At 46.8% G+C, this 18,368-nt stretch carries 18 protein-coding genes and 1 rRNA gene (1 of these 19 only partly in view); all 19 read left to right on the plus strand.

Annotation, left to right across the window (positions count from 1 at the left end; genetic code table 11):
• Position 1 precedes the first annotated feature (1 nt).
• Positions 2 to 739 carry a vWA domain-containing protein gene (locus BAMF_RS20615; RefSeq protein ID WP_013350772.1) on the plus strand — a complete coding sequence of 246 codons (738 nt, stop codon included), beginning with the start codon at positions 2 to 4 and terminating at the stop codon, positions 737 to 739.
• Positions 705 to 1,706 carry a protein kinase domain-containing protein gene (locus BAMF_RS20620; RefSeq protein ID WP_013350773.1) on the plus strand — a complete coding sequence of 334 codons (1,002 nt, stop codon included), beginning with the start codon at positions 705 to 707 and terminating at the stop codon, positions 1,704 to 1,706. Before BAMF_RS20615 ends, BAMF_RS20620 begins: the two co-directional genes overlap by 35 nt.
• A gap of 104 nt (positions 1,707 to 1,810) precedes the next feature.
• Positions 1,811 to 3,229: a tRNA lysidine(34) synthetase TilS gene (gene tilS / locus BAMF_RS20625; protein ID WP_014469605.1), complete on the plus strand. Its 1,419-nt coding sequence runs from the start codon at positions 1,811 to 1,813 to the stop codon at positions 3,227 to 3,229.
• Positions 3,226 to 3,765: a hypoxanthine phosphoribosyltransferase gene (gene hpt / locus BAMF_RS20630; protein WP_013350775.1), complete on the plus strand. Its 540-nt coding sequence runs from the start codon at positions 3,226 to 3,228 to the stop codon at positions 3,763 to 3,765. Before tilS ends, hpt begins: the two co-directional genes overlap by 4 nt.
• A gap of 97 nt (positions 3,766 to 3,862) precedes the next feature.
• Positions 3,863 to 5,782, plus strand: coding sequence for an ATP-dependent zinc metalloprotease FtsH (ftsH, locus tag BAMF_RS20635; protein WP_013350776.1), 1,920 nt, complete (start codon positions 3,863 to 3,865; stop codon positions 5,780 to 5,782).
• A gap of 148 nt (positions 5,783 to 5,930) precedes the next feature.
• Positions 5,931 to 6,707: a type III pantothenate kinase gene (locus BAMF_RS20640; protein ID WP_013350777.1), complete on the plus strand. Its 777-nt coding sequence runs from the start codon at positions 5,931 to 5,933 to the stop codon at positions 6,705 to 6,707.
• 10 nt (positions 6,708 to 6,717) lie between these two features.
• Complete coding sequence (gene hslO / locus BAMF_RS20645) at positions 6,718 to 7,593, plus strand: Hsp33 family molecular chaperone HslO (RefSeq protein ID WP_013350778.1); 876 nt, start codon at positions 6,718 to 6,720, stop codon at positions 7,591 to 7,593.
• Between the two features lie 45 nt (positions 7,594 to 7,638).
• Positions 7,639 to 8,529: a peptidyl-prolyl cis-trans isomerase gene (locus tag BAMF_RS20650; RefSeq protein ID WP_013350779.1), complete on the plus strand. Its 891-nt coding sequence runs from the start codon at positions 7,639 to 7,641 to the stop codon at positions 8,527 to 8,529.
• Positions 8,530 to 8,604: 75 nt separating this feature from the next.
• Positions 8,605 to 9,531, plus strand: a complete 927-nt coding sequence (gene cysK / locus BAMF_RS20655; protein WP_013350780.1) for a cysteine synthase A — start codon at positions 8,605 to 8,607, stop codon at positions 9,529 to 9,531.
• Between the two features lie 167 nt (positions 9,532 to 9,698).
• A complete protein-coding gene (pabB, locus tag BAMF_RS20660; protein WP_013350781.1) occupies positions 9,699 to 11,111 on the plus strand; it encodes an aminodeoxychorismate synthase, component I in 1,413 nt (470 codons plus the stop codon).
• 15 nt (positions 11,112 to 11,126) lie between these two features.
• On the plus strand, positions 11,127 to 11,714 hold the full coding sequence (gene pabA / locus BAMF_RS20665; protein WP_013350782.1) for an aminodeoxychorismate/anthranilate synthase component II: 588 nt from the start codon (positions 11,127 to 11,129) through the stop codon (positions 11,712 to 11,714).
• Positions 11,711 to 12,562, plus strand: a complete 852-nt coding sequence (pabC, locus tag BAMF_RS20670) for an aminodeoxychorismate lyase (protein ID WP_013350783.1) — start codon at positions 11,711 to 11,713, stop codon at positions 12,560 to 12,562. The genes pabA and pabC overlap by 4 nt, the downstream gene beginning before the upstream one ends.
• Positions 12,563 to 12,575: 13 nt before the next feature.
• Positions 12,576 to 13,433, plus strand: a complete 858-nt coding sequence (gene folP, locus BAMF_RS20675) for a dihydropteroate synthase (protein WP_013350784.1) — start codon at positions 12,576 to 12,578, stop codon at positions 13,431 to 13,433.
• A complete protein-coding gene (folB, locus tag BAMF_RS20680) occupies positions 13,426 to 13,788 on the plus strand; it encodes a dihydroneopterin aldolase (RefSeq protein WP_013350785.1) in 363 nt (120 codons plus the stop codon). Before folP ends, folB begins: the two co-directional genes overlap by 8 nt.
• Positions 13,785 to 14,288: a 2-amino-4-hydroxy-6-hydroxymethyldihydropteridine diphosphokinase gene (gene folK, locus BAMF_RS20685; protein ID WP_013350786.1), complete on the plus strand. Its 504-nt coding sequence runs from the start codon at positions 13,785 to 13,787 to the stop codon at positions 14,286 to 14,288. Before folB ends, folK begins: the two co-directional genes overlap by 4 nt.
• Positions 14,240 to 14,467, plus strand: a complete 228-nt coding sequence (locus BAMF_RS20690) for a helix-turn-helix domain-containing protein (RefSeq protein ID WP_014469610.1) — start codon at positions 14,240 to 14,242, stop codon at positions 14,465 to 14,467. The genes folK and BAMF_RS20690 overlap by 49 nt, the downstream gene beginning before the upstream one ends.
• Positions 14,467 to 15,468 (plus strand): tRNA dihydrouridine synthase DusB, encoded by a 1,002-nt coding sequence (dusB, locus tag BAMF_RS20695; RefSeq protein WP_013350787.1) that lies wholly within the window; start codon positions 14,467 to 14,469, stop codon positions 15,466 to 15,468. The genes BAMF_RS20690 and dusB overlap by 1 nt, the downstream gene beginning before the upstream one ends.
• A gap of 89 nt (positions 15,469 to 15,557) precedes the next feature.
• Complete coding sequence (gene lysS, locus BAMF_RS20700; protein ID WP_013350788.1) at positions 15,558 to 17,057, plus strand: lysine--tRNA ligase; 1,500 nt, start codon at positions 15,558 to 15,560, stop codon at positions 17,055 to 17,057.
• 329 nt (positions 17,058 to 17,386) lie between these two features.
• Positions 17,387 to 18,368, plus strand: a 16S ribosomal RNA gene (locus BAMF_RS20705); it runs 568 nt beyond the window's last position.

Consider the following 18,368-nt stretch of genomic DNA (forward strand, 5'->3'; position numbering starts at 1 on the left):
TGTGAATAAGGGACATTTAAATCAAGTTCTGCTGATTACAGATGGCTGCTCCAATCATGGCGAAGACCCGATCGCAATGGCGGCTTTCGCCAAGGAGCAGGGGATTACGGTGAATGTTATAGGAATTATGGAAGAAAACGCGATTGACCAAGAGGCAATGAAGGAAGTTGAAGGCATCGCCATGGCCGGAGGCGGCGTCCACCAAGTTGTGTATGCATCTCAATTGTCTCAGACGGTTCAAATGGTGACGAAAAAAGCAATGACCCAGACACTGCAGGGTGTCGTCAATCAAGAGCTTAAACAAATTTTAGGGAAAAACGTTGAAATGGAAGAGCTTTCTCCGGAAAAACGCGGCGAAGTGATGGAAGTGGTTGATGAGCTCGGCGAAACGGTTCATCTGCAAGTGCTTGTACTGGTTGATACGAGTGCCAGCATGGCGCCAAAACTGCCGACGGTGAAAGAAGCGCTGATCGATCTTTCCATCAGTTTAAATTCCCGGGCCGGACACAATGAATTTGCAATGTGTATATTTCCCGGGAAAAGCCAGGAAGTTGAGCTTGTGCTGAATTGGACGCCGAAGCTTGAATCCCTTTCTGCACTCTTTGCGAAGCTGTCAACCGGCGGAATCACCCCTACGGGTCCCGCTATCCGGGAAGCGACACAGCAGTTTGAGAGAATCCGCTCAAGAAGGAGCATGTTGGCAGATGATGAACGACGCTTTGACGAGTTTGGCATGTAGTCTGGCACCGGGGACGGCAATTCAGGGCAAATGGAACGGCAAATCCTACAGATTGCTCAAACAGCTTGGCAAAGGGGCTAACGGTATTGTATATCTGGCAGAAGCATCAGGCGGACATGTCGCTTTGAAAATAAGCAGCGACAGCATGTCTGTTACCTCTGAAGTGAATGTCTTGAAATCCTTTTCAAAGGCCCGGTCGCAAACGATGGGGCCTTCTTTTTTTGATGCGGACGATGCGTTTATTCCGCAGCTGAATAAAAATGTATCTTTTTACGTGATGGAGTACATAGAAGGGCCGCTTCTTCCGCAATATATCAGCAGTAAGGGAACAGAGTGGATTCCGGTGCTGATGGTTCAGCTTCTTTCCAGTCTGTCAGTCCTTCATCAGCAAGGATGGGTCTTTGGCGACCTCAAGCCGGAAAACCTCATTGTAACCGGACCTCCGGCTGCCATTCGCTGCATTGATGTAGGGGGAACGACAAAACAGGGCCGCGCAATTAAAGAGTATACGGAGTTTTACGACAGGGGCTATTGGGGGTATGGAACAAGAAAAGCAGAACCATCCTATGACTTGTTTGCTGTAGCGATGATCATGATCCACTGTGTTCAGAAGAAAGAGTGCAAGAAGACAGGCAAGCCGAAAGAGCAGCTTCGGTCCATCATTGAAGGCCATCCGTTTTTGAATAAGTATAAGAAGGTTCTGTTTTCTGCTTTAAACGGCCAATATCCTTCGGCGGAAGCCATGAAGCATGATATCCTGACGGCGGGGCAGTGTATCGGGAGCAAAAGGAAGGATGCCGCAAAGCCTAAGCCGCCGCAAGCAAAACCGCGGCAGGGCACTGTTTCTCAGACCCGGTATAAACCTAAACAAAAACCCGCAAAAAACAATGGTTTATTTGAAACAACACTCATTTTAATCAGCGTTCTCGCCCTTTATTTCGCTTACATCGTCTTTTTTCTCATCTAATGCCGGCCGGACGCCTGAGCTCATGCTTCTTCTTTGCTTGGAGGGAATGAAAGTGATAGGATATGTATATCTTTAAAAAACCTGCTCATCGTGAGGGGGACATTGTGAAAAGCGTGGAAGATTTTTTCAAAACATATCATCTTCAGGCGGAGGGGGAAACGATTATTGCCGGGGTCTCCGGAGGCCCAGATTCAATGGCGCTTCTCAGTATGCTGAATAAGCACTTCGGGAAGTCCTCCGTTATCATAGCGGCGCATGTCGACCATCAGTTCAGAGGATCTGAATCTGAAGAAGATATGAAGTTTGTGCAGTCATACTGCGAGGCGGAACACATTCTCTGCGAAACGGTCCAGATTGATGTTTCTGCATACGCAAAGAAGAATAAGCTGAACAAGCAGGCTGCCGCGCGTGATTGCAGATATCAGTTTTTCAAAGATCTGATGGCAAAGCACCAAGCGAAGTTTTTAGCGTTGGCTCATCATGGAGATGATCAAGTTGAGACCATGCTCATGAGGCTTGCGAAAGGCACGCTCGGGGCAGGGCTTGCGGGAATGCAGCCCGTCCGCGAATTTGCTTCCGGTTTGCTGATCAGGCCTTTCCTCTATGCGGCAAAGGATGAAATCCTTGAATACTGCCGTCAAGAAAGACTGTCCTACAGAACGGATGAGAGCAATACAAAGGACGATTATACAAGAAACAGATTCAGAAAGACCGTGCTTCCTTTTTTAAAACAAGAATCACCTGACGTTCATAAAATGTTTCAAAAAGTGAGTGAAGCACTGACAGAAGACGAACAATACTTGCAGTCATTAACGAAAGAACGAATGAATAAGGTTATTACAAGCAAGTCTGACACATCAGTTGAAGTCAGCTCCTCTCAATTGCTTGCCCTTCCGATACCTTTACAAAGAAGAGGAGTTCAACTAATATTAAACTATCTTTATGAAAACGTTCCATCGTCGTTTTCCGCCCGCCACATACAGCAGTTTCTTGAATGGGCAGAAAACGGAAGCGCTTCTGGGGTGCTTGATTTTCCGAAAGGGCTGAAGGTGGTCAAATCATATCAGACATGTTTGTTTACATTTGAACAATGGCAATGTGAAAAGGTTCCCTTTGAGCTGCAGCTGCAAGGAGCGGAAGGCGAGACTGCTGTTCTGCCCAACGGCTTTATGATAGAGGTGGCCGATCAGGCTGACCCTCATATCACAAATGGGAATGCTGTTTTTATGACAAGCAGAAATAAGGTGCAATTTCCTTTAACAATCCGGACGAGAAAAATCGGTGACCGGATCAAACTTAAAGGGATGAATGGCTCGAAAAAGGTAAAAGATATATTTATTGATCATAAACTGCCTCTGCGTGATCGGGACGTATGGCCGATTGTAACGGATGCAAGCGGTGAAATTATCTGGCTGCCTGGCTTGAAAAAATCCATCTTTGACGATCTTGTGATTCCAAACAGTGACCGCATTGTATTACAATATAGACAGCATGAAAAGTGTAGGGGGCAAGCATTAACATGAAACAAGATATCGAAAAAGTGCTGATTTCAGAAGAAGAGATCCAGCAGAAAGTAAAACAGCTTGGAGAACAATTAACAAGCGAGTACAGCGACACGTTTCCGTTGGCAATCGGTGTATTAAAGGGAGCGCTTCCTTTTATGGCTGATCTTATAAAGCATATTGATACATATTTGGAAATGGACTTCATGGATGTATCAAGCTACGGAAATTCCACGGTTTCTTCCGGAGAAGTCAAAATCATCAAAGATTTGGATACATCTGTAGAAGGCCGGGACATCTTAATCATTGAAGATATTATCGACAGTGGGTTAACCTTGAGCTATCTCGTAGAACTCTTCCGATATCGTAAAGCGAAATCAATTAAGATTGTTACCCTGTTGGATAAACCAAGCGGAAGAAAAGCGGACATTAAAGCAGACTTCGTAGGCTTTGAAGTTCCTGACGCGTTTGTTGTGGGTTACGGACTTGATTATGCCGAACGCTATCGCAATCTGCCTTACATCGGAGTGTTAAAACCGGCGATTTATGAAAGCTGATCGGCTGCCTGCTTCCGAGATGGTTATCGGTTGTATTGGAATGATTTTCTATGGTACTATTGAACATAGTTGTGCTTACTGTGGGAGGAGGTAAGGAATGAATCGGGTCTTCCGTAATACCATTTTTTATTTACTTATTTTATTAGTAGTAATCGGGGTTGTGAGTTACTTCCAGACTTCAAACCCGAAAACAGAAAATATGTCGTACAGTACGTTTATCAAGAATCTCGATGAAGGGAAAGTTGACAGCGTATCGGTTCAGCCTGTCAGAGGTGTTTATGAGGTAAAAGGACAGCTGAAAAAATATGACAAAGACCAGTACTTTTTAACACATGTTCCTGAAGGAAAAGGAGCAGACCAGATATTTGACGCAATTAAAAAGACGGACGTAAAAGTTGATCCCGCACAGGAAACAAGCGGGTGGGTGACGTTCTTAACGACGATCATTCCGTTTGTCATCATCTTTATTCTGTTTTTCTTCCTGCTCAATCAGGCTCAGGGCGGCGGAAGCCGTGTCATGAACTTCGGAAAGAGCAAAGCGAAGCTGTATACGGAAGAAAAGAAACGCGTGAAGTTTAAAGATGTAGCCGGCGCGGATGAGGAGAAGCAGGAGCTTGTTGAGGTTGTTGAGTTTCTGAAAGATCCTCGCAAATTTGCCGAGCTTGGCGCGAGAATTCCTAAAGGCGTACTGTTGGTCGGACCTCCGGGAACCGGTAAGACATTGCTTGCGAGAGCATCAGCCGGTGAAGCGGGCGTTCCTTTCTTCAGCATCAGCGGATCTGACTTCGTTGAAATGTTTGTCGGTGTCGGTGCTTCCCGTGTTCGTGATTTATTCGAAAATGCGAAAAAGAACGCGCCCTGCCTGATCTTTATTGATGAGATTGACGCTGTGGGACGTCAGCGCGGCGCCGGTCTTGGCGGCGGGCATGATGAACGCGAACAGACGCTGAACCAGCTGCTTGTAGAGATGGACGGTTTCAGTGCGAATGAAGGAATCATTATTATCGCTGCGACAAACCGTGCGGACATTCTGGACCCTGCATTGCTCCGTCCAGGACGTTTTGACCGTCAGATTACGGTAGACCGTCCGGATGTCATCGGCCGTGAAGCCGTATTGAAGGTCCATGCGAGAAACAAACCGCTTGATGAGACGGTGAACTTAAAAGCAATTGCTTCAAGAACACCTGGTTTCTCAGGCGCCGATTTAGAAAACCTTCTTAACGAAGCGGCACTCGTTGCTGCCCGTCAAAACAAGAAGAAAATTGACATGCGCGACATTGATGAAGCAACGGACCGTGTCATTGCGGGCCCTGCGAAGAAAAGCCGCGTCATTTCGAAAAAAGAACGCAATATCGTGGCGTACCACGAAGGCGGTCACACCGTTATCGGACTTGTGCTGGATGAAGCCGATATGGTTCATAAAGTAACGATCGTTCCGAGGGGGCAGGCAGGCGGATACGCAGTCATGCTTCCGAGAGAAGACCGTTACTTCCAGACAAAACCTGAACTTCTCGATAAAATTGTCGGTCTTCTGGGCGGACGCGTTGCCGAGGAAATTATCTTCGGCGAAGTCAGCACGGGGGCTCACAATGACTTCCAGCGGGCAACGAACATTGCCAGAAGAATGGTGACAGAGTTCGGTATGTCAGAAAAACTCGGACCGCTTCAGTTCGGTCAATCTCAAGGCGGTCAAGTATTCCTGGGCCGGGATTTCAACAACGAGCAAAACTACAGTGATCAGATCGCTTACGAAATCGATCAGGAAATTCAACGCATCATTAAAGAATGTTATGAGCGTGCGAAAACAATCCTGACTGAAAATCGCGATAAGCTTGAATTGATTGCTCAGACATTGCTTGATGTGGAAACATTAGATGCGGAACAAATCAAGCATCTTGTGGATCACGGAAAACTCCCAGAGCGCAATTTCTCAGATGACCATCTTCAAAAAGACGATGTGAAAGTAAACATTCTGTCTAAAACAGAAGACGAAAAGAAGGACGAACCGAAAGAATAGTTCGCATTCTGATATGAAAACCGCCGGCATATACCGGCGGTTTTTTTACTGGTTCCGTTTTGTTTACAAAAGAGCCGCAGATCGTGTATGGTATTGTAGAATGTTGAAAATGTTATGATTAGAAACTATTCAAAAGTGGTGATAGAGGTTGTTACTGGTTATAGATGTGGGGAACACCAACACCGTGATTGGTGTATATCATGATGGGGAATTAGAATATCATTGGCGTATAGAAACGAGCAGACACAAAACGGAAGATGAATTCGGCATGCTGCTCCGCTCCTTATTTGAACATTCCGGACTCATGTTTGAACAAATTGAAGGGATTATCATCTCATCCGTTGTGCCGCCGATCATGTTCTCTTTAGAAAGAATGTGCACAAAATACTTTCACATCGAGCCGCAGGTTGTCGGCCCGGGGATGAAAACAGGTTTAAATATAAAATATGACAATCCGAAAGAAGTGGGGGCAGACAGGATCGTCAACGCCGTTGCGGCAATTCAGCAGTATGGCGGCCCATTAATTGTCGTTGACTTCGGAACGGCGACGACGTATTGCTACATTGATGAAAACAAGCAATATATGGGCGGCGCGATTGCTCCCGGCATTACGATTTCAACGGAAGCGCTCTACTCCCGTGCGGCCAAGCTTCCGAGAATTGAAATTGCCCGTCCGGATAATATCATCGGCAAAAACACGGTAAGCGCCATGCAGTCCGGCATCCTTTTCGGCTATGTCGGACAAGTTGAAGGCATAGTGAAGCGGATGAAATGGCAGGCCAAACAAGAACCGAAAGTCATTGCGACAGGCGGACTTGCATCATTGATCGCGAACGAATCAGACTGTATTGATATTGTTGACCCGTTTCTCACTCTGAAAGGGCTTGAAATCATTTATGAGCGAAATCGCGTGGGTCACGTATAGGAGGTAAACGATGGATTATTTAATTAAAGCAATTGCATATGACGGTAAAGTACGGGCTTATGCAGCCAGAACGACAGATATGGTAAATGAAGCGCAAAGAAGGCATGACACATGGCCGACGGCATCAGCCGCAATCGGCCGGACGATGACAGCTTCTCTGATCCTCGGAGCGATGCTGAAGGGTGAAGATAAGCTGACCGTCAAGATAGAAGGCGGCGGCCCGATCGGTGCCATTGTCGCAGATGCGAACGCAAAGGGTGAAGTCAGAGCCTACGTATCAAATCCGCACGTTCATTTTGACCTCAATGAACAGGGGAAACTGGATGTCAGACGGGCGGTAGGAACGGACGGAACCCTTAGTGTTGTAAAAGATCTGGGCTTGCGTGACTATTTTACGGGACAAGTAGAGATTGTCTCAGGCGAACTCGGTGACGACTTCACATACTACCTAGTTTCTTCTGAACAAGTCCCTTCATCCGTCGGTGTAGGTGTGCTTGTAAACCCTGATAACACAATTCTCGCTGCGGGCGGCTTCATTATCCAGCTTCTCCCGGGAACCGATGAAGAAACCATTTCAACAATCGAAAAGCAATTATCTCAAATCGAACCGATTTCTAAATTAATTCAAAAAGGCCTGACACCGGAAGAAATCTTAGAAGAAGTACTGGGTCAAAAACCGGACGTACTCGAGACCATGCCGGTCAAATTTCACTGTTCTTGTTCAAAAGACCGATTCGAAGCGGCTATTTTAGGACTAGGCAAAAAAGAAATACAAGATATGATAGAAGAAGACGGAAAAGCCGAAGCGGTTTGCCATTTTTGTAATGAGAAATATTTATTTACAAAAGAAGAACTGGAAGAGCTTCGTGACGAAACAACCCGCTAGCTCTTTAGCGGGTTGTTCTATTTTATTAAAGGGATGGGGTAGATTTTGAAACCGAGAACACTTTTGACAATTATTGTAGCGGCGCTGTTAGTATGCAGCGTGGCAGTCGCGTATAAGTTAACAAAATCCCAAGCCGCGGGATCATCTGAAGAATCCATCGCGACAATCGGTGATAAACATATCACGAGGCAAGACTGGATGAAAAAGATGGAAGATGAGTACGGAAAATCAACTCTGGAAGACATGATTAATACACAAGTAGTGGAAAAACTTGCGAAAAAGAATAAACTCACAGTGTCAAACAGCGAACTGGAGAGAGAATTTCTTTTAATCAAAGCTGTGAATAATTCATTTTATGAAGACAGTCATATTACGGAAAAAGAATGGAAAGACCAGATCCGCTACAACATTCTTCTTGAAGAACTGCTGACGAAGGATATCGATATTTCGGATAAGGAAATGCAATCATTTTATAATAAAAATAAAGAACTGTATCAATTCGATGATTCCTACAGAATCCGGCATATCGTCGTTAAAAGCAAAGAAGAAGCGGACAGGGTTCTGGCTGATTTGAAAGGCGGTTCCAGCTTTGAAGCCGTCGCCGCAGAGCGTTCCACAGACAGATACACGTCTCAGTATGGCGGAGACCTCGGCTTTGTGACAGAAAACCAGGAGAATATCCCGCCGGCATATATCACAGAAGCCAAAAACCTTAAAGAAAATGAATGGTCGGCTGAACCGATTAAAGTTTCTTCAGGATATGCGGTCATTCAGCTGAAAGAAAAGCTTAAAGCGAGAACTTTCTCATACAATGAAGTGAAGAGCCAAATCAGACGCCAGATCGCGATGGATCAATTAGGTGATAAGGCGACGGTCAAAACGCTGTGGAAAGAGGCGGGGGTCTCTTGGTTCTACGGGGAAAAAAGAACTAAATGATTGACAAAAAATTTTGAAATTGATAACTTGTATTTATAATACCAATAAATTTAGTCGGAAATTGAGGTGTCCAATATGGTTCGTATTGCAAATTCTATTACTGAACTAATCGGTAATACTCCTATTGTGAAATTGAATCGCCTGACGGATGAAAACAGCGCAGATGTATATCTGAAGCTTGAATACATGAATCCGGGCAGCAGCGTAAAAGACCGTATCGGAGTGGCGATGATTGAAGCGGCTGAAAAAGAAGGGAAATTAAAAGCCGGCGACACAATCATTGAACCGACAAGCGGAAATACAGGAATCGGTCTTGCGATGGTGGCTGCGGCAAAAGGCCTCAGAGCGATCCTCGTTATGCCTGATACGATGAGTATGGAGCGACGCAATCTGCTGCGCGCATACGGGGCGGAGCTTGTACTGACTCCCGGCGCAGAAGGAATGAAGGGCGCCATTAAAAAGGCGGAAGAACTTGCGGAGGAACACGGCTATTTTGTGCCTCAGCAATTCAACAATGCGGCAAACCCGGAAATTCACCGTCAAACAACGGGGAAAGAAATCGTAGAACAGTTTGGAGAAGACCAGCTTGACGCGTTCGTGGCCGGTATCGGTACGGGCGGAACCATCACGGGAGCGGGTGAAGTGCTGAAAGAAGCATATCCATCCATCAAAATTTATGCGGTAGAGCCGGCGGACTCTCCAGTTCTTTCTGGCGGAAAACCGGGTCCGCATAAAATTCAGGGTATCGGTGCGGGTTTTGTCCCTGAAACATTGAACACGGACATTTATGATCAGATCATTCCCGTTAAAAACGAGGACGCATTTGAATATGCCCGTAAAACGGCAAAAGAAGAAGGGATTCTCGGCGGTATTTCTTCCGGAGCAGCCATTTACGCGGCGCTGGAAATCGCGAAAAAACTGGGAAAAGGCAAGAAAGTGCTTGCGATCATCCCTAGTAACGGAGAGCGTTACTTAAGCACACCGCTATATCAGTTTGAATAGAGACATACACACGGCTCCCGGCTGTATCCGGGAGTTTTTTTGTGCCTGAAGCATCGAAAATCCAAAAAACGTTTCGAATTCTATCGTTGGAAGAGAAATTCACTTTTTTCACCAGTGTGATTGCTATAAAATAAAACTAGAGAAAAACGAAGCAGAGGATTGATAAGATGGCACAACGCAGACCGGCAGGAAGAAGAATACCTTTTACGAAACAAGCATTTTTACAGCAGTATGAAAACCTTTCGAAATCGAGAAAACGGCATGTTCTGCTCGAAAGCGCGAGAGGGGGAAGATTCAGTATAGCCGGTCTAGATCCGATTGCGTCCGTCAAGGGGAAAGACGGAATTACGACAATCAAGCATGAAGGGGAAACGCTGTTTAAAGAAGGTGACCCGCTGCGGGCCTTTCATGAGTGGTTTGAGGCGCTTGGGACGGAAACAAACGATGAGTTCCCGGACTTCCAAGGCGGCGCAATTGGCTTTATCAGTTACGACTACGCCCGATATATTGAGAATTTTAAGATGCTGTCTTTAGATGATTTGGAAACACCTGATATTTACTTTCTCGTTTTTGACGATGTGGCCGTTTATGACCATGAGGAAGAGGCGTTATGGCTCATTACTCATACCGAATCGGAAGAAGCGGAGCTTGCGGAAGAGAAGCTGTCCGGCTTAGAGGATATGTGGTGTTCCCTCCAAACGGAGGACGAGCCTTATTCACCGCTGAACCGGGACGGAGACGGATCGTATGCCGCTCCGTTCACTGAAGAAGGATTTTCACAGGCTGTAGAACAAATTAAACAATATATTGCGAGCGGTGATGTGTTTCAGGTTAATTTGTCCATCAGGCAATCCCAGTCCTTATCCGTTCATCCGTATGAAGTGTATAAACATTTGAGAAACGTTAATCCGTCTCCTTACATGGCCTATCTGGAGACGCCGGGTTTTCAAGTGATATGCGGGTCGCCGGAGCTATTGGTAACAAAAAAGGGGAAGAAGCTTGAAATGAGACCGATCGCGGGTACGCGTTCAAGAGGAAAAGACGATGCTGAAGACAAGGCGCTTGCTGATGAATTAATTCACAATGAAAAAGAACGTGCGGAACACGTCATGCTTGTTGATCTTGAGCGCAATGATCTCGGGCGCGTATCGCGCTACGGCTCCGTGCGGGTGAACGAGTTTATGGCGATCGAAAAGTACTCCCACGTCATGCATATCGTGTCAAATGTACAGGGAGAACTGCAGGACGGATATGACGCGACAGATATTATTCATGCGGTTTTTCCGGGCGGCACCATCACGGGAGCGCCCAAAGTGAGAACGATGGAAATTATAGAAGAGCTTGAGCCGACAAGACGAGGGCTTTATACTGGATCTATAGGCTGGTTTGGATTTAACGGAGATTTGCAGTTTAACATTGTAATCCGGACGATCTATGCAGCCGGAGGACATGCTTTTATGCAGTCCGGCGCAGGAGTGGTCATTGACTCGGTTCCGAAGCATGAATACAAGGAATCGTTCAAAAAAGCTTTTGCGATGAAAAAGGCATTAGAGCTGAGCGAAGAAGAGACAAAAAATTAGATGAGGTGAGCAGAGATGATATTAATGATTGACAATTATGATTCATTTACGTACAACTTGGTTCAATATTTGGGTGAGCTGGGGGAGGAACTGATCGTCAGACGGAATGACGGGATTACGATTGAAGAGATAGAAGAGCTGGCGCCGGATTTCTTGATGATTTCACCTGGGCCGTGCAGTCCGGATGAAGCGGGGATCAGCCTCGAAGCGATCAAACATTTTGCCGGCAGCATTCCTATTTTCGGCGTATGTCTCGGACATCAGTCGATCGCACAAGTATTCGGCGGCGATGTCGTCAGAGCGGAGCGGCTCATGCACGGCAAAACGTCAGAGATTATGCATGACGGGCAGACAATTTTTAATGGCCTGCAAAATCCGCTGGTCGCCACTCGGTACCACTCGCTTATTGTCAAAGCGGATACATTGCCGGACTGCTTTACGGTATCCGCTCAAACCAAGGAAGGAGAAATTATGGCAATCCGTCATAATGAGCTGCCCATTGAAGGTGTTCAGTTCCATCCGGAATCCATCATGACCTCCTTCGGCAAAGAGATGCTCAGAAACTTTATAGAGACACACCGCAAGAAGGAAGTGACGGTGTGATTATATATTTGAATGGTCAATATATAGAGGAGAAAGAAGCGGCGCTTTCTCCTTTTGACCATGGTTATCTGTACGGGATCGGCGCGTTCGAGACGTTCAGGCTTTACAGCGGCCGGCCGTTTCTGCCGGATGCGCATGTCGCCAGGCTCAACAGGGCGCTCCGGGATCTGCAGATTGCATATGAGGTGAACAAACAGGAGCTGCTTGATATGCTTGACAGCCTCTTGCTCCTCAATGACATAGAGGACGGCAGCGCGCGTGTCCGGCTTAACGTCTCCGCCGGCGTCAGCGATAAGGGATTTACTGCCCAGACTTATGAAAAGCCGACTGTCCTTTGTTTCGTCAACCGGCTCAATCCGGAAGCCCTGCCTGTTCAAAAAGAAGGCAAGCTTCTCTCTGTCCGGAGAAATACGCCTGAAGGATCTTTTCGGTTAAAATCCCATCACTATTTAAACAACATGTACGCTAAACAGGAAATCGGCAATGATCCGAATCTTGAAGGGATTTTCCTGACCAAAGAAGGAGATGTCGCGGAAGGCATTGTCTCCAATGTGTTTTGGCGAAAAGGAGACAAGGTCTTCACGCCATCCTTGGATACAGGCATTCTCGACGGTGTAACGAGGCAGTTTGTCATTGATGAATTGAAACGGCAGGGGACAGAAGTCATTGAAGGCCGATTCCGTTTTCAATCAATGCTTGAAGCGGATGAAGCGTGGATGACAAACTCCGTCCTTGAAATCATCCCGTTTTCTAAAATAGAGGAAGTGCCGCTTCCCGGAGCGGATGGTAAAACGGTGCAATTGCTCCGGACGCAGTATCAGCGGGAAATAAACAAAATGAATGTATAGGAGGAGGAACAAAATGGCGCAGCAAACAATTGAACAGCCTAAACTGATTCATACAAAAAAAGGCGCTCTGTCCTATAAAGAGAAGACACTCATTATGGGGATATTAAATGTAACGCCAGACTCCTTCTCTGACGGCGGTAAATACGACAGTACGGAAAGAGCGCTTCTCCATGCGGCGAAGATGGCTGAAGAAGGGGCGCACATCATAGATATCGGCGGAGAATCGACAAGGCCCGGCGCATCACTCGTGTCGGCTGATGAGGAAATGTCACGTGTAATCCCCGCCATAGAGCGGATCACAAGCGAACTGGACGTTCCGATTTCAATTGATACGTACAAAGCGTCCGTAGCAGACGAAGCGGTCAAAGCGGGGGCCTCCATCATTAATGACATCTGGGGGGCGAAAGGTGATCCTGACATGGCGTCAGTAGCCGCCGCACACAGTGTTCCGATTATCTTAATGCATAATCGCAAGGAGAGAAACTATAACGATCTGATTCCTGATATGCTCGCAGATTTGATGGAAAGTGTAAAAATTGCCGCAGAAGCCGGCGTTTCAGATGAAAACATGATTCTGGATCCGGGGATCGGCTTCGCGAAAAGCTATGAGGACAATCTGGCTGTCATGAACAAGCTGGAAGTGTTCAGCGGGTTAGGGTATCCGCTGCTCCTCGCGACATCGAGAAAAAGATTCATCGGCCGTGTGCTTGACCTTCCTCCTGAAGAACGTGCCGAGGGGACGGGAGCGACGGTATGCCTTGGCGTCCAGAAAGGCTGCGACATTGTGAGGGTGCACGATGTCAAGCAGATCGCGAGAATGACTAAGATGATGGATGCTATGTTGAATAAAGGAGGCGCACATCATGGATAAAGTATATGTAGAAGGTATGGAGTTTTACGGATATCACGGCGTGTTCGAAGAAGAAAATAAACTCGGTCAGCGTTTCAAAGTAGACCTGACTGCCGAGCTGGATTTGAGCAAAGCGGGACAAACGGATGACCTTTCTTATACCATTAATTATGCGGAGCTTTACAGTGTCTGCCGCGGCATCGTTGAGGGCGAGCCCGTCAATTTGGTCGAGACGCTTGCGGAACGGATCGCAGACACGGTTCTTAAGAAATTTGAGCCTGTGCAGCAATGTACGGTAAAGGTTATTAAGCCTGATCCGCCGATTCCCGGCCATTATAAATCAGTAGCCATAGAAATGACGAGAAAGAAATCATGAACAACACGGCATATATCGGCCTCGGCTCCAATATGGGCGATCGTGAACACTATTTGCGCCAGGCAGTGGCCATGCTCAGCCGGCAGGATGGCGTGACGGTGTCAAAAGTGTCCTCCATATATGAAACGGATCCCGTCGGCTATGAGGATCAGGATCAGTTTCTCAATATGGCGGTTGAAGTGAAAACGGCATTATCACCTTTTGACCTTCTTGATGTGACGCAGAGCATTGAAGCTGAATTAGGAAGAACGAGGGAGATCCGCTGGGGGCCGCGAACGGCAGACCTTGACATTTTGCTGTATAATCGTGAAAATATTGAAACAGAGCGGCTGATTGTTCCGCATCCGAGAATGTATGAGCGCTTATTTGTCCTTGCGCCGTTAAAAGAAATTTGTCCTCAGGCGGATCATATCACCATAAGCGCTGAAACAAACCAAGAAGGTGTAAGAGTATGGAAGCAGAAATCTGGGGTAGACGAATTCGTGCATTCAGAAAGCTGAAGGGGTATACTCAAGAAGGGTTTGCAAAAGCGATAGGTATATCAGTTTCCATTCTCGGGGAGATTGAACGCGGAAACCGTTTGCCGTCAGCTGTGATCATTCGTGATGCTGCTGATGCTTTAAATATAAGCGCGGAGGAATTGGCTCCGCCTCAAAATGCACGAAAGGAGGTCGATTAATGTTTAAAATCGGTGATATTGAATTGAAAAACAGAGTAGTTCTTGCTCCGATGGCCGGAGTCTGCAATGCCGCATTCCGTCTTACTGTTAAAGAATTCGGAGCGGGACTCGTATGTGCGGAAATGGTCAGTGACAAAGCCATTCTGTACAACAACGCGAAAACAATGGGAATGCTCTTCATCGAGGAGAGAGAAAAACCTCTCAGCCTTCAGATTTTCGGAGGAGAGAAAGAAACCCTTGTAGAAGCGGCTAAGTTTGTCGATCAAAATACGACAGCTGATATTATTGATATTAACATGGGATGTCCTGTGCCGAAGATTACAAAATGCGATGCGGGGGCAAAATGGCTTCTCGATCCGAACAAAATTTATGAAATGGTATCCGCAGTAGTAGATGCTGTTGATAAACCCGTCACAGTGAAAATGCGAATGGGTTGGGATGAAGATCACATTTATGCCGTGAAAAACGCCCAGGCTGTTGAACGCGCCGGCGGAAAAGCCGTTGCGCTGCACGGCCGCACAAGAGTGCAAATGTATGAAGGCACTGCGAACTGGGATATCATTAAAGAAGTAAAACAATCCCTCTCTATTCCTGTCATCGGAAACGGCGATGTCAAAACGCCTCAGGACGCGAAACGCATGCTCGAGGAAACCGGTGTTGACGGTGTCATGATCGGCCGTGCCGCACTCGGCAACCCGTGGATGATCTACCGTACGGTTCAGTACCTTGAAACCGGTGAGTTAAAAGACGAACCGAAAGTCCGTGAAAAAATGTCAGTATGTAAGCTGCACTTAGACCGCCTGATTAAGTTAAAAGGCGAAAAAGTGGCAGTCAGAGAAATGAGAAAACACGCTGCCTGGTATCTGAAAGGCGTCAGAGGCAATGCGGAGGTCCGCAACGGAATCAACCATTGTGAGGCGCGTGAAGAGTTTGTGCAGCTTTTAGATGCATTTACGGCTGAAGTAGAGGCAAAAGAGCTTCAAGATGCAAAAGTAGGTTAATATACACCCTCTATTGCTGCTCACTGCCAGCTTACCGCTGGCAGTTTTTCTGCTTTTTCATGAAATCAAAATGTAACGGAGTGATACCAATGAGTCAAGAAGAGCAAAATCATGAGGAATTGAACGACCAGCTGCAAGTCAGACGCGATAAAATGAACCAGCTGAGAGAAAACGGCATTGATCCTTTCGGCGAACGTTTCGAGAGAACACATCAATCTCAGCAGATCATTGACGCCTATCAGGAGCTTTCTAAAGAAGAACTTGAAGAAAAAGCGATCGAAGTTACCATTGCAGGCCGTATGATGACAAAGCGCGGAAAAGGAAAAGCCGGCTTTGCGCACCTGCAGGACTTAGAGGGCCAAATTCAAATCTACGTAAGAAAAGACAGTGTCGGCGAAGAACAATATGAAATCTTTAAATCTTCAGACCTCGGAGACGTTATCGGCATCACCGGGAAAGTTTTCAAAACAAACGTAGGCGAGCTGTCTGTCAAAGCGACATCTTTTGAACTGCTGACAAAAGCACTGCGTCCTCTTCCTGATAAATATCATGGATTAAAAGATGTAGAACAGCGTTACCGTCAGCGCTACCTTGATCTCATCGTAAATCCTGACAGCAAACAAACGTTTATCACACGCAGCAAAATCATCCAAGCGATGAGAAGATACTTAGATGACCATGGATACTTAGAAGTTGAAACACCTACGATGCACAGCATACCGGGAGGAGCGTCTGCACGCCCGTTCATCACGCATCATAATGCGCTCGATATGCCTCTTTATATGCGTATTGCGATTGAGCTGCATCTGAAACGCCTTATCGTCGGCGGATTAGAAAAAGTCTACGAAATCGGCCGCGTGTTCCGTAATGAAGGTGTTTCTACACGCCACAATCCTGAATTCACGATGATTGAGCTGTATGAAGCGTACGCCGATTATAAGGATATTATGAGCCTGACGGAAAACCTCGTTGCACATATTGCGCAGGAAGTGCTGGGAAGCACCACAATCCAGTACGGCGAAGAGCAGATTGATCTGAAACCTGAATGGAAACGACTCCATATGGTAGATGCCGTCAAAGAAGCGACAGGCGTAGATTTCTGGAATGAGATGACTGTTGAAGAAGCGCGAAGCCATGCAAAAGAACATGGCATCGAGATCACAAACTCAATGACAGTGGGCCATATCATCAATGAATTCTTCGAACAAAAAATTGAAGAAACACTCATTCAGCCGACATTTATTTACGGACATCCTGTAGAGATTTCTCCTCTCGCTAAGAAAAATCCTGAGGACCCTCGTTTTACAGACCGTTTCGAGCTGTTTATCGTCGGCCGTGAGCACGCTAACGCGTTTACGGAGCTGAATGACCCTATCGATCAGAGAGAACGCTTTGAAGCGCAATTGAAAGAAAGAGAAGAAGGAAACGATGAAGCGCATATGATGGATGAAGACTTCGTTGAAGCTCTTGAATACGGCATGCCGCCGACCGGAGGATTGGGTATCGGCATCGACCGCCTCGTCATGCTGTTAACAAATGCTCCGTCTATCAGAGACGTTTTATTATTCCCTCAAATGAGACATCGCTAATAAAAGTGAAAGCGCCGTTTCTGCATATCGCAGTACGGCGCTTTTTTAGAAACAAGTCGTTTGTAAAACTTTTTTGATTTTCTTTTTAAAAAACTATTGCACTATTATTTGTGAGGTGGTATATTATTATTCGTTGCCGCTAAACAAGGCGCTGACGAAAAAAGAAATTTTAAAAAGTTGTTGACTTCAAGAGATTGATAAGATATAATAATAAAGTCGCTTGAACGAAAGACAAAATGATCTTTGAAAACTAAACAAGACAAAACGTACCTGTTAATTCAAAGTTTTAAATAAATCGCACAGCGATGTGCGTAGTCAGTCAAACTACTTTATCGGAGAGTTTGATCCTGGCTCAGGACGAACGCTGGCGGCGTGCCTAATACATGCAAGTCGAGCGGACAGATGGGAGCTTGCTCCCTGATGTTAGCGGCGGACGGGTGAGTAACACGTGGGTAACCTGCCTGTAAGACTGGGATAACTCCGGGAAACCGGGGCTAATACCGGATGCTTGTTTGAACCGCATGGTTCAAACATAAAAGGTGGCTTCGGCTACCACTTACAGATGGACCCGCGGCGCATTAGCTAGTTGGTGAGGTAACGGCTCACCAAGGCGACGATGCGTAGCCGACCTGAGAGGGTGATCGGCCACACTGGGACTGAGACACGGCCCAGACTCCTACGGGAGGCAGCAGTAGGGAATCTTCCGCAATGGACGAAAGTCTGACGGAGCAACGCCGCGTGAGTGATGAAGGTTTTCGGATCGTAAAGCTCTGTTGTTAGGGAAGAACAAGTGCCGTTCAAATAGGGCGGCACCTTGACGGTACCTAACCAGAAAGCCACGGCTAACTACGTGCCAGCAGCCGCGGTAATACGTAGGTGGCAAGCGTTGTCCGGAATTATTGGGCGTAAAGGGCTCGCAGGCGGTTTCTTAAGTCTGATGTGAAAGCCCCCGGCTCAACCGGGGAGGGTCATTGGAAACTGGGGAACTTGAGTGCAGAAGAGGAGAGTGGAATTCCACGTGTAGCGGTGAAATGCGTAGAGATGTGGAGGAACACCAGTGGCGAAGGCGACTCTCTGGTCTGTAACTGACGCTGAGGAGCGAAAGCGTGGGGAGCGAACAGGATTAGATACCCTGGTAGTCCACGCCGTAAACGATGAGTGCTAAGTGTTAGGGGGTTTCCGCCCCTTAGTGCTGCAGCTAACGCATTAAGCACTCCGCCTGGGGAGTACGGTCGCAAGACTGAAACTCAAAGGAATTGACGGGGGCCCGCACAAGCGGTGGAGCATGTGGTTTAATTCGAAGCAACGCGA

The sequence above is a fragment of the Bacillus amyloliquefaciens DSM 7 = ATCC 23350 genome (assembly GCF_000196735.1).
GTDB classification, from domain to species: domain Bacteria; phylum Bacillota; class Bacilli; order Bacillales; family Bacillaceae; genus Bacillus; species Bacillus amyloliquefaciens.

Coding starts and splice junctions, on each gene's coding strand:
- BAMF_RS20620 (WP_013350773.1), top strand. CDS start 705: ATGATGAACGACGCTTTGACGAGTTTGGCATGTAGTCTGGCACCGGGG.
- hpt (WP_013350775.1), top strand. CDS start 3,226: ATGAAACAAGATATCGAAAAAGTGCTGATTTCAGAAGAAGAGATCCAG.
- ftsH (WP_013350776.1), top strand. CDS start 3,863: ATGAATCGGGTCTTCCGTAATACCATTTTTTATTTACTTATTTTATTA.
- hslO (WP_013350778.1), top strand. CDS start 6,718: ATGGATTATTTAATTAAAGCAATTGCATATGACGGTAAAGTACGGGCT.
- cysK (WP_013350780.1), top strand. CDS start 8,605: ATGGTTCGTATTGCAAATTCTATTACTGAACTAATCGGTAATACTCCT.
- pabB (WP_013350781.1), top strand. CDS start 9,699: ATGGCACAACGCAGACCGGCAGGAAGAAGAATACCTTTTACGAAACAA.
- pabA (WP_013350782.1), top strand. CDS start 11,127: ATGATATTAATGATTGACAATTATGATTCATTTACGTACAACTTGGTT.
- folP (WP_013350784.1), top strand. CDS start 12,576: ATGGCGCAGCAAACAATTGAACAGCCTAAACTGATTCATACAAAAAAA.
- folB (WP_013350785.1), top strand. CDS start 13,426: ATGGATAAAGTATATGTAGAAGGTATGGAGTTTTACGGATATCACGGC.
- folK (WP_013350786.1), top strand. CDS start 13,785: ATGAACAACACGGCATATATCGGCCTCGGCTCCAATATGGGCGATCGT.
- BAMF_RS20690 (WP_014469610.1), top strand. CDS start 14,240: ATGGAAGCAGAAATCTGGGGTAGACGAATTCGTGCATTCAGAAAGCTG.
- dusB (WP_013350787.1), top strand. CDS start 14,467: ATGTTTAAAATCGGTGATATTGAATTGAAAAACAGAGTAGTTCTTGCT.
- lysS (WP_013350788.1), top strand. CDS start 15,558: ATGAGTCAAGAAGAGCAAAATCATGAGGAATTGAACGACCAGCTGCAA.